Annotated in this window: 11 protein-coding genes; all 11 read right to left on the bottom strand. The window is 48.7% G+C overall.

The genetic code is table 11. The features are described from left to right. Positions 1-15: 15 nt before the first annotated feature. Positions 16-1,380, bottom strand: a complete 1,365-nt coding sequence (locus tag N2K84_RS03530; RefSeq protein ID WP_282590394.1) for a nucleoside hydrolase-like domain-containing protein — start codon at positions 1,378-1,380, stop codon at positions 16-18. 23 nt (positions 1,381-1,403) lie between these two features. After that, on the bottom strand, positions 1,404-2,831 hold the full coding sequence (locus tag N2K84_RS03525; RefSeq protein ID WP_282590393.1) for a glycoside hydrolase family 88/105 protein: 1,428 nt from the start codon (positions 2,829-2,831) through the stop codon (positions 1,404-1,406). A gap of 88 nt (positions 2,832-2,919) precedes the next feature. After that, entirely contained in the window at positions 2,920-3,894 is a 975-nt protein-coding gene (locus tag N2K84_RS03520; RefSeq protein WP_282590392.1) for an ABC transporter permease, read from the bottom strand. Positions 3,895-3,904: 10 nt separating this feature from the next. Further along, complete coding sequence (locus N2K84_RS03515; protein WP_282590391.1) at positions 3,905-5,440, bottom strand: sugar ABC transporter ATP-binding protein; 1,536 nt, start codon at positions 5,438-5,440, stop codon at positions 3,905-3,907. Then, the gene (locus tag N2K84_RS03510) at positions 5,424-6,062 is read right to left on the bottom strand and encodes a DUF2291 family protein (RefSeq protein ID WP_282590390.1); all 639 of its coding nucleotides are present in this window, start codon (positions 6,060-6,062) and stop codon (positions 5,424-5,426) included. Before N2K84_RS03510 ends, N2K84_RS03515 begins: the two co-directional genes overlap by 17 nt. Then, the gene (locus tag N2K84_RS03505) at positions 6,059-7,015 is read right to left on the bottom strand and encodes a D-ribose ABC transporter substrate-binding protein (RefSeq protein WP_282590389.1); all 957 of its coding nucleotides are present in this window, start codon (positions 7,013-7,015) and stop codon (positions 6,059-6,061) included. Before N2K84_RS03505 ends, N2K84_RS03510 begins: the two co-directional genes overlap by 4 nt. A gap of 4 nt (positions 7,016-7,019) precedes the next feature. After that, complete coding sequence (locus N2K84_RS03500) at positions 7,020-7,985, bottom strand: transketolase family protein (RefSeq protein ID WP_282590388.1); 966 nt, start codon at positions 7,983-7,985, stop codon at positions 7,020-7,022. Between the two features lie 88 nt (positions 7,986-8,073). After that, positions 8,074-8,904, bottom strand: coding sequence for a transketolase (locus N2K84_RS03495; RefSeq protein ID WP_282590387.1), 831 nt, complete (start codon positions 8,902-8,904; stop codon positions 8,074-8,076). A gap of 104 nt (positions 8,905-9,008) precedes the next feature. Beyond that, positions 9,009-10,424: an L-fucose/L-arabinose isomerase family protein gene (locus tag N2K84_RS03490; RefSeq protein ID WP_282590386.1), complete on the bottom strand. Its 1,416-nt coding sequence runs from the start codon at positions 10,422-10,424 to the stop codon at positions 9,009-9,011. Between the two features lie 30 nt (positions 10,425-10,454). Continuing rightward, the gene (glpK, locus tag N2K84_RS03485) at positions 10,455-11,951 is read right to left on the bottom strand and encodes a glycerol kinase GlpK (RefSeq protein WP_282590385.1); all 1,497 of its coding nucleotides are present in this window, start codon (positions 11,949-11,951) and stop codon (positions 10,455-10,457) included. A 225-nt stretch (positions 11,952-12,176) separates the two neighbouring features. Further along, positions 12,177-12,938 (bottom strand): DeoR/GlpR family DNA-binding transcription regulator, encoded by a 762-nt coding sequence (locus N2K84_RS03480; protein ID WP_282590384.1) that lies wholly within the window; start codon positions 12,936-12,938, stop codon positions 12,177-12,179. Positions 12,939-12,963: the final 25 nt, after the last annotated feature.

Below are 12,963 nucleotides of genomic sequence, written 5' to 3'. Positions count from 1 at the left end.
TATTATTTCGATTTTTTATTGTTCCATGTTTACGATTAAACGTCGGTAGGCATATAGGTTGGGATTGCCATTGTCAACAACTTCCAAAATGATGTGTAGGGTTTTACCTACTGCATCTTTCGGAATTTGAATTTTAGCTGATTCTGATGAGCTATCCTGAATAGTAATAAATCCCTTATAAGAACCAGGTTCCTTATAGAACGACCATGAATAGGTTAATGAATCGCCGTCGGGGTCGTTCGATCCTTTTGCATTTAGCTCTACGATTGAACCGGACTTTGCAGTCATGTTCAATACTTTTCTGGTTTTATCTCCATTCAATACTGCAACCGGATGGTGGTTTGCATCTTCGTAATTGTTGGTGATACTCCAATCCATACGGGCAGCAAAGTCGTTATCATAGCCTTCGCTCCATCGTTTTATTGCTTTGGCACCATCTATTGTGTTGCCGTACATGTAATATGGATCGTACATGGTTTCCCCGTCTTCCTTAATTTTTTCAACCTCGGACATACTCCGGATGCCGGCTTTTTTAGTGAAGCTGAAACGACCACCCCAGCCACCCTGGTCAATTTGTTCGGGATCGTTCAGGCCGTTGGGATACACTTGCATGAATGCGGGGGAATCACCTTCTGTTGCCCATTGTCGATCCGGGTAAACGGCTCCCAGCGGACCATGATTTTGAATGTGCATGTCTAAATATTCATCGGAAGGTTGCCAACCGTAAACACCTGTGGCCCGGATATAAAAAACATCTGGGAAGTTTTTTGCAATCCAGGCTCCTGCATCGTCCTGTCCCAGAATATCGTAGAGCCGTAGTTTGCTCAGGAATTTGGTTAATTCTTCCGGCGACCGGGTTTCATGAACTTTCCAGATGGCCTGGGCAACGGTGTTCATGCCTCCCCAACCCATCACCCAAACCGGGCGCGGGTCATCCTTATCAACCGAGGCAATAATCAGTTCCGAACCGGGACTGTCTTTGCCTGTACCCACTTCACTCATACCATAGCCCATTTGTCCCATCACAGAGATTGATTGTAAATATTCGGGAGTGGGGTATCCGTCGGCATGCACACTCAGGTTAGAATAAACCTTGCCATAAGCATCTACAATCTGGGCAAGCATGGCGGTGTTGCTTTGCGACTTCTTCCAGCAACTGGTAGCGACAATCAGGCCTTCGATATCGAATTCGTTGGCGCATGCCAACTGGCGCACCAGGGATTGTTCATCGTCAGGGTCGGCTCCCAGGTCGGTTGTGTTAATTACCCGGGGTTTATAACTTACTTTAGTATTCTTCACCTGGTTGCAGGCCATGAACGATGTACAAGGCATAAACAAGGTGAAGAAGATTAACTGAAAAAAGGAATGAAAAGTTTTCATACTGTTCCAACGTTTTTTTAACATTATTTCTCCGGCCACTCACTCTTCAGCAGGTAATGGAAGGTGCTGTTGACGGAGTTCGCTTTCGCTTTCTGTACTTCAATCGTTTCATTTTGCAGCAGGCGGATCATTTCTATACCGGCATAAAGTACCGGTCCGTAACCGTGTGTGGCATATATGCTTTTGCCCCGATGATAGTAGTAAGTATTGTCATGGGCGAAAGTGGTGCCTTCGCAGGTCCCGTCCACGGCCCCGTTTTCAAGCACCCGCGTTTGGGTGGCATTCCAGCCGGTCAAGGCAACCGGGCCGTACACATGGCTGATCCATCCTTCGTTGATGCCTTTGGCAATGGCAAAAGTGAACATGGCCGTGCAGGAGGTTTCGGTGTAGGTGTCGTTTTTGTCGAGCAGGTTATGCCAGAAACCGGTTCCGTCCTGCAGGTTGGCCAAACTGCGAACCATCGACCGGTACAAATGCAGGATTCTGTCGCGTCCTTCATAGTTCTCGGGCAAAACGCTGAGCAGCTCGGCCATCGACATCAGCGTCCATCCGTTGGCTCGTCCCCAGTAAAAGCGCGGATCGTAATCTCCCGAGGTTACATTCCACCCGTGGTCGAACAGTTCGGTTTGGGAAATGTACAGCCGGTCGGCCATTTGCAGGATTTGTTTGACGGCATCATCGAAATATTTGTGGTCGCCGGTGAGCACGCCCATATTGGCCAGGAAGGGAACGCTCATGTACAGATCGTCGGCCCAGATGGATTGGTATTGCGGCCGGTTACGGGCCAGGGTGCCGTCTTCCAACCGAAATTGGTTGTTGGAGATGTGCTCGTCGGTTTGCCTGATCAGTTCAAGGTATTTTTCATTTTTATGTTTCAAATAGGTTTTGATCAGGGCAGCGCCGATAGAGCCGCAATCATCCAGGGCGTGGAAATTCAAAATGCGGCCCCAGTTGCCGATTTTCTCTTTGTTTATTTTATCGGCATTTTGTTGAAAATAGGGAAGGTGCTCCACCACAAAATCGAAGAACTGGATGTTGTTGTCGAAATAAGTTTTGTCGCCGGTTACATCATCCATGTATTCGAAGGCAGAAAGTACAACTCCATGGGTGTACGAATACTCGCTGGAAAAACCTTTGGACGGTTCTGCATGCAGGTTGAAAGTGGTGAAGTCGGTGATTTCTGCACCAGTTTCTGAATCAACAATGATTTGGGGACTTGAAGCCTCGTAGTAACCCCGGATACGGTTTAACACTTCTTTGATGCCTTCAACCGTGGGGTATTCGTAAGGGATAGCATATTCCGGTATTCTGCCGGAAGGTTGTTGCTGTGCCGTGAGCGTTGTGCTGAAGAGGGTAATACAAGCGAGAATTAGCGTCCATTTACAGGTGCTTGTCCGTTTTCTGTTTGTTGCCGGGTTTCCGGCAGTAGCATGCAGTTGCAGATTTTTCATATTCAGGTCGTTTTTAGTTTATAATTTTTCGTTCGTCCTTTTTCATACCCTTAAAATTGAAGGCACGTTACCATCTTTCCAAACTTATTTATTCTTCCTTCGAGTTAAATTTCTCAATAACTACGGCCAGCAGAATGACAAATCCTTTGATGACTTGTTGCCAGAAAGGGGAGACGTTAAGCAGCACCAGACCATTGTTTAAAATGCCAATAATCAGCGCCCCCTGAACGGTACCCATAATGGTTCCTTTTCCTCCGGAAAGAGAAGTGCCCCCAATCACAACGGCAGCAATGGAGTCGAGTTCGAAACCAAAACCGGCATTGGGCTGGGCCGAGTCAAGCCGTGAGGTGACAATGATACCGCCAATTCCTGCCAACGCACCGGCGATGGAATAAACGATGGTTTTTATGCGTTTGATTTTTAAACCGGAAAGTCTGGCTGCCGTTTCGTTGCCGCCAATGGCATAGATGTGGCGTCCCAGCATGGTTTGATTGGTTAAAACAACAGCTGCCAGCACAATGATGGCCGAAATCCATACCGGCATGGGGATACCCAGCAACCAACCGGTTCCGATAAAAGCCATGTTGTCGCCAAGCCCGGTGATCGGAAAGCCGCCGGTCCACAGCATGGTGAGACCGCGAGCAATGGTGAGCATGGCCAGGGTGGCCACAAAGGGCGGAACTTTGAACCGGGTGATGGTAAAACCGTTAAACCATCCCAGCAAGGTTCCTGTCAGGGTGCCTCCAATCAACGCTCCCAGCAGGGTGAAGCCAATGTACAGGTTTGCATCGGTAAACTCGGCGCCAAATTTCAACATGCCTGCGGTTACAGCTCCGGCCAAGGCCAGGATTGAACCTACCGAAAGGTCGATGCCCCCGGTTAATATCACCAACGTCATTCCAACGGAAATGATCACATTAACCGATATTTGGCGCATCACATTCCAGGTGTTTTCGGGGGTTAAAAACCGGTCGGAGAGAAGGCTCAGGGCGATACACATGGCCGCCAAGGCAATGATGGATTGAAATTTTATCAGATTTTGTTTGAGTGTGACTGTATTCATAGGTTTTGCTTTATTCTTTTTCTTTTAATGCGGCTTTCATGATAATCTCTTCGGTGGCCTCAGTCCGGCTAAGCGTTGCCGCCAGGCGCGATTCCGATAAAACCAGAATGTTATCCGATAAGGCTAAGATTTCTGGCAACTCGGACGACACCATGATGATTCCCATTCCCTGAGCGGCCAGCTCGTTAATAAGCCTGTAAATTTCACTTTTCGCACCGACATCGATTCCGCGGGTTGGTTCATCGAGTAAGAGGATTCGGGGATTGGTGGCCAGCCACTTGGCAATCACAACTTTTTGCTGGTTTCCTCCGCTTAGTTTTCCCACCGTTTGGTTTGAAGAAGCAACTTTGGTACTCAACTTTTTGATGAACAGTTCGCTGAGTTCTTCTTCTTTCTTTTTACGAATGAAACTGAATGAGGAAATCTGCTCCAGGCTAGCCATGCTGGTGTTTTTCGCCACACTCATATTCAGCACCAATCCCTGAAGTTTACGGTCTTCCGGTACCAGGGCGATTCCTGCAGCAATGGCATCGTTCACACGGCGTATTTTTAGTTCTTTGCCCCCAATGCTTATTTTGCCGGAAACATGCTTGGGATAGAGGCCGAAAATGGCTTCCAGTACTTCCGTTCGTCCGGCGCCCATCAGCCCGCAAATGCCCAGAATTTCTCCTTCATGAAGCGTAAAGCTCACATCGTCAACCAGCAAATCATTTTTGTTCTGCGGATTTTGAACTGTCAGGTTTTCAACCCGCAAAACTTCGGTTGTGCTCATGGTATTGGCTTTTTGGAAGCTGTTGGTCAGGTCGCGTCCCACCATCAGCTGGATCAGTTGATCGTGGGTTACGCCTTTCATTTGGCCCGATCCCATGCTTCGGCCATCGCGCAAAACCGAATAGCGGTCGGCAATTTCGAACAACTCGTTCAGTTTATGCGAAATGTAAACAATCGCGACTCCTTTGCTCCGCAACTCCCTGATAATTTTAAAAAGCAACTCCACTTCCTGGTCGCTGATAGCCGAGGTCGGTTCATCCATAATCAGCACTTTGGAGTCGAGCAGCAGTGCCTTGGCGATTTCGACCAGCTGTTGCTGCCCCACCCGAAGCTGGTTGACGGGAGTCGAGGGGGAAATATCGAGGTGAAGGCGGCTCAACAGGGCTTTAGCCTGTTTGTTCATTGCCGCGTAATCGAGCAATCCAAGCCGGTTGGTTTTTTCAATCCCCAAAAACAGGTTTTCGGTAATGCTGAGGTGGGGAACCAAGTTCAATTCCTGGTGGATGATGACAACGCCCTGTTCTCCGGCTTCTTTCGGGTTGTTAAAGGCCACTTTTTCACTGTTGAGCAATACATCTCCCTCATACTCGGGATAAACACCCGAAATAATTTTCATCAGGGTTGATTTCCCGGCACCGTTTTCTCCGATAATTGCAGTCACTTCTCCCGGAAATATTTCCAGATCAACGTTTTGAAGAGCATAAACCCCCGAAAAATCTTTGGAAATATTTCTGACTTCAAGGACCGGTCTGGGTATATTATTCTGTTTTTCCATCCGAAATGATTGCTTTGACAGGAATGATTCGTAAGCTTGCCGGAAACGGCTCATCTTCTTTCTGCTCAGCCATTCCGCAGAATTCAATTGCTTGGCCTTTTTGGGCTGCTTGCGTTAAGTGGCTGGTTACTTTTTTGCGAACCAATTGGTTGACAGCAATGGAGACCTTGTTAAAATCGGTCATGTTCACAAATTTGTCAATGTTAACCTGCCCCGAGCCGTCGCGCACAGCATTTCCGAAAATGAAAGCTGTTTCGAGTTCAACGGTATTGCCGCCGATGGTGGCTACCGAAATAAATTCGTCGTTTACCGCATCTATAATCCCAAAACCTTTAAGGGTGAAGTAGGCCGTTTTCGAAATCCCTAACTTTTTGCCGTACTGACGGAAGGCTGCTTCCTGATTTTCGTTCAGGAGTTTTAGCAGCTGATCCGCATCGGGGGCGTTTTCAATACTTTCAGCGAGTTTTTCGTTCCAAAACCGGTTGGCAAATTCGTCGGCATCGAACGTAGTTTGCCTGGTTTGCGCCTGGTACACCTGCAGATTTTCAATTTTGAAGGAGGCGAATAACACCACAGGGATTGCCACAACGGCGATCAGTCGTTTTATGAGTTTCCTTTTCATGGCCGGGTGGTTTGGGGTAAGTATTTCGAGATGTTGTCCGGGGTCACGAGGTCAACTTCGACTGGCATTTTATGGCTGAAATTCGCATCACCCCGGATGAGTTGGTCGGCCAGTTCGGCCGATTTCCGGGCCATTAAAACGGGATATTGCATCACTGTTGCCGCCATTTTTCCATCGGCAATGGCGCGGATGGCATCGTCGGAGCCGTCGAAACCGAAGACTTTGATCCGGTTTGCTTTTCCGGCGGCCAGTACTGCCTGATAAGCACCCAAAGCCATGGCATCATTTCCGCAAAAAACGGCATCAATTTCGGGATTGGCCTGCATGATGGTTTCCATCACATCCATAGCCTTGTTGCGGTCGAAGTCGGCGCTTTGCTGTGCCACCATGACCAGTTCCGGAAATTCATCCACCACGCTGTGAAAACCATTTGAACGGTTCCAGGTGTTGTTGTCACCAACTAGCCCGAGTATTTCGACGTAGCGGCCTTTTTGTCTCATCTGCTTGACGAAGTATTCGCCGAGTTTGACACAACCGGTAAAATTATCGGAAAGAAGTTGGGAGGCCGCTGCATCGCGTGAATTGATCTCGCGGTCCATGCAGAAAGTTGGTATGTCGGCAGTTTTGGCCCGCTGAACATTTAATACGGAACCATCGGCATCGGTAGGATTAAACAGAATGGCATCGTAGCCCATCGCAATGATGTTGTCGAAATGTTCGGCTTCTTTTGCCGAGTTGTTTTGCGAGTCAAAAATATGGGCTTCGTAGCCTAATTCGCGAGCTCGCTGAGCAGCCGATTCGCCCAACACCACAAACCAGGGATTGTTGAGGGTGGAGATGACGACTGCCATTTTTTTCTGACTGTCCTGACGTGAGGATGTTTTGCAGCTGATAATTGCTGCAAGCAAGCACAGGAATAAAATAGGTTTAGTTAGGTTCGATTTTCGGTTCATGTATTCAGGTTTGAATTTTGTTTATGCAGGTTCGTGCCGTTCGTGCCAGTCCTTCCCCTGAAATTCCGTAGTGGTTGAAGATTTCGGCTTGCGAACCGGCAACGGTTTCCTCGTCGGGTAGGCCAACGCGTTTGAAGGGCACCGAAATTCCGGCTTCGAGAATGGTTGATGCGCAAGCTTCACCCAAACCGCCGTTAACGCTGTGTTCCTCTACTGTAATCACGGTTTTACATTCGCGGGCCGCTTTCAGGATGGTTTCGGTATCGAGCGGTTTGATGGTGTGCATGCTGATGACGCGCGCGCTGATGCCCTGTTCGTTCAGCTTTTGAGCGGCTTCGAATGCCGGAGCAACGGTTTCGCCGCACGCAATAAAGGCCACATCGGTTCCTTCAACGATGATGGAAGCTTTACCGATTTCAAATTTTTCGTCGGCGGTGTGCAGGTGCGGCATGTTCTTTTTGCCGAATTTCAGAAAGAAGGGCTTATCCGACGCAGCGGCGGCTTTTACAGCCTCGCGGGCTTCGAAATTGTCGGCCGGAACCACCACTACGATGTTGTTGATGGCGCGCAGGACGGCTACGTCGTGCAGCGAGTGGTGCGTGGACCCCAGGGCGCCGTAGCTAACTCCGGCACTGATGCCCACCAGGTTAACCGGATAGTTTGAATAGGCAACGTCATTTTTGATTTGCTCGAGTGAGCGGGTGGCCAGGAAGCAGCTAGGGGATGTGGCAAATACTTTTTTGCCCGCAGCGGCCAAACCTGCCGCTACGCCAACCAGGTTTTGCTCGGCAATGCCCACTTCCACAAGCTGCTCGGGCAGTTTGTCGGCAAAAGGCGTCAGTTTACCCGAGCCGCGCGAGTCGCTGGTAACAGCCATAATGTTGCGGTCGGCCTGGCCCAACTCAATCAGTGTTTCGGAGTACACCTCCAGGTTGGCTTTTCCTTTTATCAATTGATCTGTGATCTTCATTTGAATGTATTTCTAAAAATTTTCTCCTTTTCAGAAGATGCAATTACCGTAATCTGTTTGTTTCTCTGAAAGTCGCCGTTTGGGGGATTTAGCGGGCTAATTGGGCATCCAATTCGGTCAACGCTTTTTCGTATTCTTCATCCGAAGGAACGCCGTGGTGCCATTTTTTCACATCTTCCATAAAGCTGATGCCTTTGCCTTTCACGGTGTTTGCCAGCACGAAGGTTGGCTTGCGGGGAACTGCGGGAGCGGCGTTCAGCACCTCACGCAACTGTTCAAAATCGTGCCCGTTCACTTCGATGACGTTCCATCCGAAAGCCAGCCATTTTTCCGCAATCGGATGCGGACTGCACACTTCAACATTACGGCCGGTAATTTGAAGGGTGTTGTGGTCGAGAATAGCAACCAGGTTATCCAGTTTGTAATGGGCCGCCATCATGGCCGCTTCCCAGTTTGAGCCTTCGGCCAGTTCGCCGTCGCCCAGCATGGTGAAAACACGGTACGGAGCTCCATCTTTTTTTGCTGCCAAAGCCAGACCTGCGCTGATGGGCAATCCGTGCCCAAGGGCGCCGGTGTTGAACTCGATGCCTTTCACCTTTCGGGTAGGATGACCCACATACTTCGACTGGTATTTGCAGAGCGTTTCGAGTTCGCTCATCGGGAAGAAACCGGCATCTGCCAGTACCACGTAAAGCGCTTCAACGGCATGGCCCTTACTTTGGATGTAGCGGTCGCGGTTCGGATCGTTCACCGTTTCGGGCGACACGTTCAGCACATCGTTGTACAACACATTCAGGATGTCGATGCACGACAGGTCGCCCCCGGTGTGTCCCGCATTGGCCAGTTTGATGTATTTCAGCAGAGCTTTTCGCAAATGAATCGACTTTTGCTTCAGCTCCAGATTGGTATATTTTTTCATTTTAAGATTCCAAGTTCCAAGTTCCAAATTCCAAGTTCCAGATTCCAAGTTCCAGGATGGCCTGTTTTCTCTCCGGCGGTTGTCGGAAGGCCAGGAGGAGCTTTCTATTCGTGTTTGTATATTTCCCATCCCAGGTAGTTTCCGATGGCTTCTTCCAGTATTTCGGAAACATGTCCGCGAACCATAGCCACGTGGTGCTCGAAGCCGTTTTTGCACATGTATTTCATCAGGTTTTGCAGGTTGGGGATTTCGCAAACAGCAATACCGCCATCCATTCCGTACGGATCGTCGGTCATGGTGCCTTCGCCGAGGTATGATTTGATCAATCCTTTATTGTCGTCGGTTGAGATGCGGAAATAAGTCATGTTGCCGGCGGCCACTTTTCCTTTCACGGCGCCAAAGGTGTCTTCGCTTCCCAGTACGGTTCCCAGTACATCCAGGCTTCCGATCTCAATTTCGTTTTGGAAGAATGATTTGGGGTAGTTGCTGCAATGGGTGCAAACCACTTTGTTGCGGTCTTCGGCGAAGTTGTTGTTCCAGTCGAGGATGGCCGAAGGCGTTTGGGCAGCCAGGGCCAGTGCATACATAGAGATCGTTCCGGCCACATCCACTTCACAGGCCGACGGCATGAGTTTCTCGCCCATCATGCTCATGGTAACACAGGCAGCGCAACCATAGTTTTTCTCGATCGAATCCCAGCATTGCAGGGCCGAAATGTTGATATCGTTTTCGTTGATCCAGTTTTCAACAGCTAACCCAAAGCGGGCTTGTTTAGCAATTTTGCCTTTGGCTGCAATTCCACAGGTGCCGTAGGCCTGGATAGCTTCCACTTTTTCTTTTACGGCCGGGTCGTTCTCGCCGATTTTGTTGGCAGCAGCAATAATTTCGGACATATCAACCGGGACCACAGTGATGCCGTACTTTTGCAGCAGTTTTTCGCTGTAGCGCATGGTTTGGAACCCGATGGGACGAGTACCGATGGCGCCAACGCGCAGGTTGCTCAGGCCTTTCACCACGCGGCAAACACCGGCGAATTTCAGCAGGTCGGCGGTGAATTCTCTGCTGTCGAGGCTGTATGTATGGTAAATGGTGTCGGTAAATTTAACCCCGTATTGGTAGAAGTTATTACAAACAGAAAGCTTTCCGCAGAAGGCATCGCGGCGGCTTTTTACATCCACTTTGTCATTGTCGTCGTCGCAGGCCTGTACTAACACCGGTACATTCAAACCCGACATTTTGATGGAGTTGACTACCCCCAGCTCGTCGCCGAAGTTGGGTAGCACAACCAGGATACCGTCGATGAGATCGGCATTCTTCTTGAACAAAGCGGCACATTTCACGGCATCGGCATACCCTTCGATGTTTCCGGTCGGGGTTTCCGATTCGGGAAGAATGACATAGCCAAAACCCATGTCTTCCAGTTTTTTCAATACTTTTTGACGGGCATCAACCGCCAATTTGAAGTTGAAAATATTCCGTGTGGCGATAATTACGCCAAAAGTTTGTTTTTGATTTTTCATAATTCTGTATTTAAATTTTTTCGATTTCAATTAATGCAGCCGGGCGCGTTCAACGGCTTTTTGCCAACCGGTTACCAATCCAGCTATTTCATCTTTGTTTTGTTTGGGCTGATAGGTTTTTCCTGCCACCCGCAGTTGTTCAAGTTCGTCGGGGTTACCCCAAAAGCCGAAAGCCAAACCAGCCATATAGGCTGACCCCAGCGCTGAGGCTTCCTCAATTTCGGAAGGTGAAACTTCCTGCTGCAACAAGTCCGATTGGAATTGCATGAGAAATTTGTTGCGTGTAGGGCCACCGTCCACGCGAAGTTCTTGAAGTTGAATTCCTCCTTTTTCTTCCATCAGGCTAATCAGATCGTTCACCTGAAAAGCAATGCTTTCGAGCGCTGCGCGAACGATATGCGCTTTAGTCGTGTTTCGGCCCATTCCCGAAAGGCAAGCACGGGCTTGGTTGTCCCAGTACGGAGCGCCCAGTCCTACGAAGGCCGGAACAAAATAGACGTTGTTATTGTCGGGTACCGAGTTGGCCAGGCTTTCGGTTTCCGAGGCATGGCTGATCAGCCCGACCTCGTTTTTCAGCCAGTTTAGCGTGTCGCCGGTGCAGTGGATGTTTCCTTCGAATACATAATGGATTTGCTTGCCGCAGCTGTAACCAATTGAGGTTACCAGCCCCTGCGGAGCATCCAGGGCTTTGGTGCCAATGTTCATCATGATGGACGAGCCGGTGCCGTAAGTCGCTTTAGCCATGCCGGTTTTGAAGCAGGTTTGACCAAACAGCGCTCCGTGAGAGTCGCCAATGAGGCCGGCTATCGGTTTTTGCGTATGGAACAGGATTCCGGGTTCGGTATGTCCGGCTACTTCGTCGCTGAAGCGAACTTCGGGGAACATGTTGCGGTACAGACCAAACAATTCGATCAGCTCGTTGTCCCAATCCAACGTATGGATATTGAAAAGCATGGTGCGGCATGCGTTTGAGTAGTCGGTGGCATGTACTTTTCCGCCGGTCAGTTTCCACAACAGCCAGCTGTCCATGGTTCCTAAAAGTAGTTCGCCTTTTTTGGCTTGTTCTTTCAAACCGGGTGTGTTTTGCATGATCCAGCTCAGCTTGCTGGCCGAGAAATAGGGATCAATGAGCAAACCGGTTTTGCTGCGGATCAAATCTTCGTATCCTTTCGTTTTTAATTCCAAACATAGTTGTGCGCCGCGCTGGCATTGCCAAACCGCTGCGTTGGCAACAGGTAATCCCGTGTTTTTATCCCAGATGAGTGCCGTTTCGCGTTGGTTGGTGATGGCAATTCCGGCAAGTTCGTCTTCCGTAACCTTTTGTTCGGTCATTACTTGCCGCATCGCTTCGCAAGTATTGTTAAAAATTTCAACCGGATCGTGCTCGACAAATCCCGCGTGCGGGTAAAACTGCCGGTGCGGAATAGTGGTCCGTTGTTTCAGCCTTCCGCATTTGTCAAACAAAATGGCCTTGGTTGCCGATGTGCTTTGATCGATGGCCAGAATGTATTTTCCGTCTTTTTCCATGTATTTTTCAGCCTTGATTTTTGAAATAAACCCATTTTTGTTTGTTGGGAATGTTTTTCGATGATTTTCGAAAACAAAAATAAAAGAAAAAATACGAAAATATTCAAAAAGAAAGAAATAATTTCGGAAAGAATCGGCAGTGAGTTAATATGTGGAGCTAATTCCGGTAAAAGAAGTTGTTCGCTTCCGGTTTGAAGTGTGCAATGAACCCTGTCCGATTGAACATCAGGCAAGGATCATTTTGATGTCGTTTTTTTGGAGCATTTCGATTTCTTCCTGTTTGATTTTCGAATCGGTGATCAGGTAATCGATGAGCGACAAGGCGCCGAGGCTGGCAAAAGAGCTTTTTCCTATTTTGGATGAATCGGCAACCAAGTACACCATGTTTGCCGATTCAATCATGGCCCGTTTTACACAAATATCGCTGATGCTGGGGTAGGTAAGTCCCGATTTCAGGGTAATTCCGGCGGTGGCCAGAAAGAGTTTGTCCACGTGGAGATCGTTGAAAAAGTCGGCAGCTTTTTGTCCGGTTAGTGATAGGGTCGGGGCCTTAAATTCACCTCCGGTCAACACGAGATTGATCTCAGGATCGGCGCCGAGAATGAGTGCAATGTTTAAAGAGTTGGTAATTACCGTCAGGTTTTTGAATCCGGAAATCAACTTGGCAATTTCGGTGGTGGTTGAACCCGAATCCAGGATAATGGTATCGCCGTCGTGGATGAATTCCAGTGCTTTTTGGGCGATCGCTGCTTTCTCGGTCAGGTTTTCCTGATTTTGAAGGGCGATATTTTTTACATTGAGTCCGATGTTTTTCAAATAAGCACCGCCATGTTCCCGTTCAATGAAGCCGTCTTTTTCAAGTTTCTCAAGATCCTGGCGGATAGTGACTTCTGTTACTTTAAAAATTTTGCTCAGTTGCAGTACTTTCGCATGACCATCCTCGCGGATCATTTCCAGGATTTTTTCTCTTCGTTGATTGGGTAACATATTGTTCTGATTTTGAGGATTTTAA

It is taken from the genome of Gaoshiqia sediminis, assembly GCF_025907915.1.
Classification (GTDB): domain Bacteria; phylum Bacteroidota; class Bacteroidia; order Bacteroidales; family Prolixibacteraceae; genus Gaoshiqia; species Gaoshiqia sediminis.
This window is presented reverse-complemented; position numbering and strand designations above follow the sequence as displayed.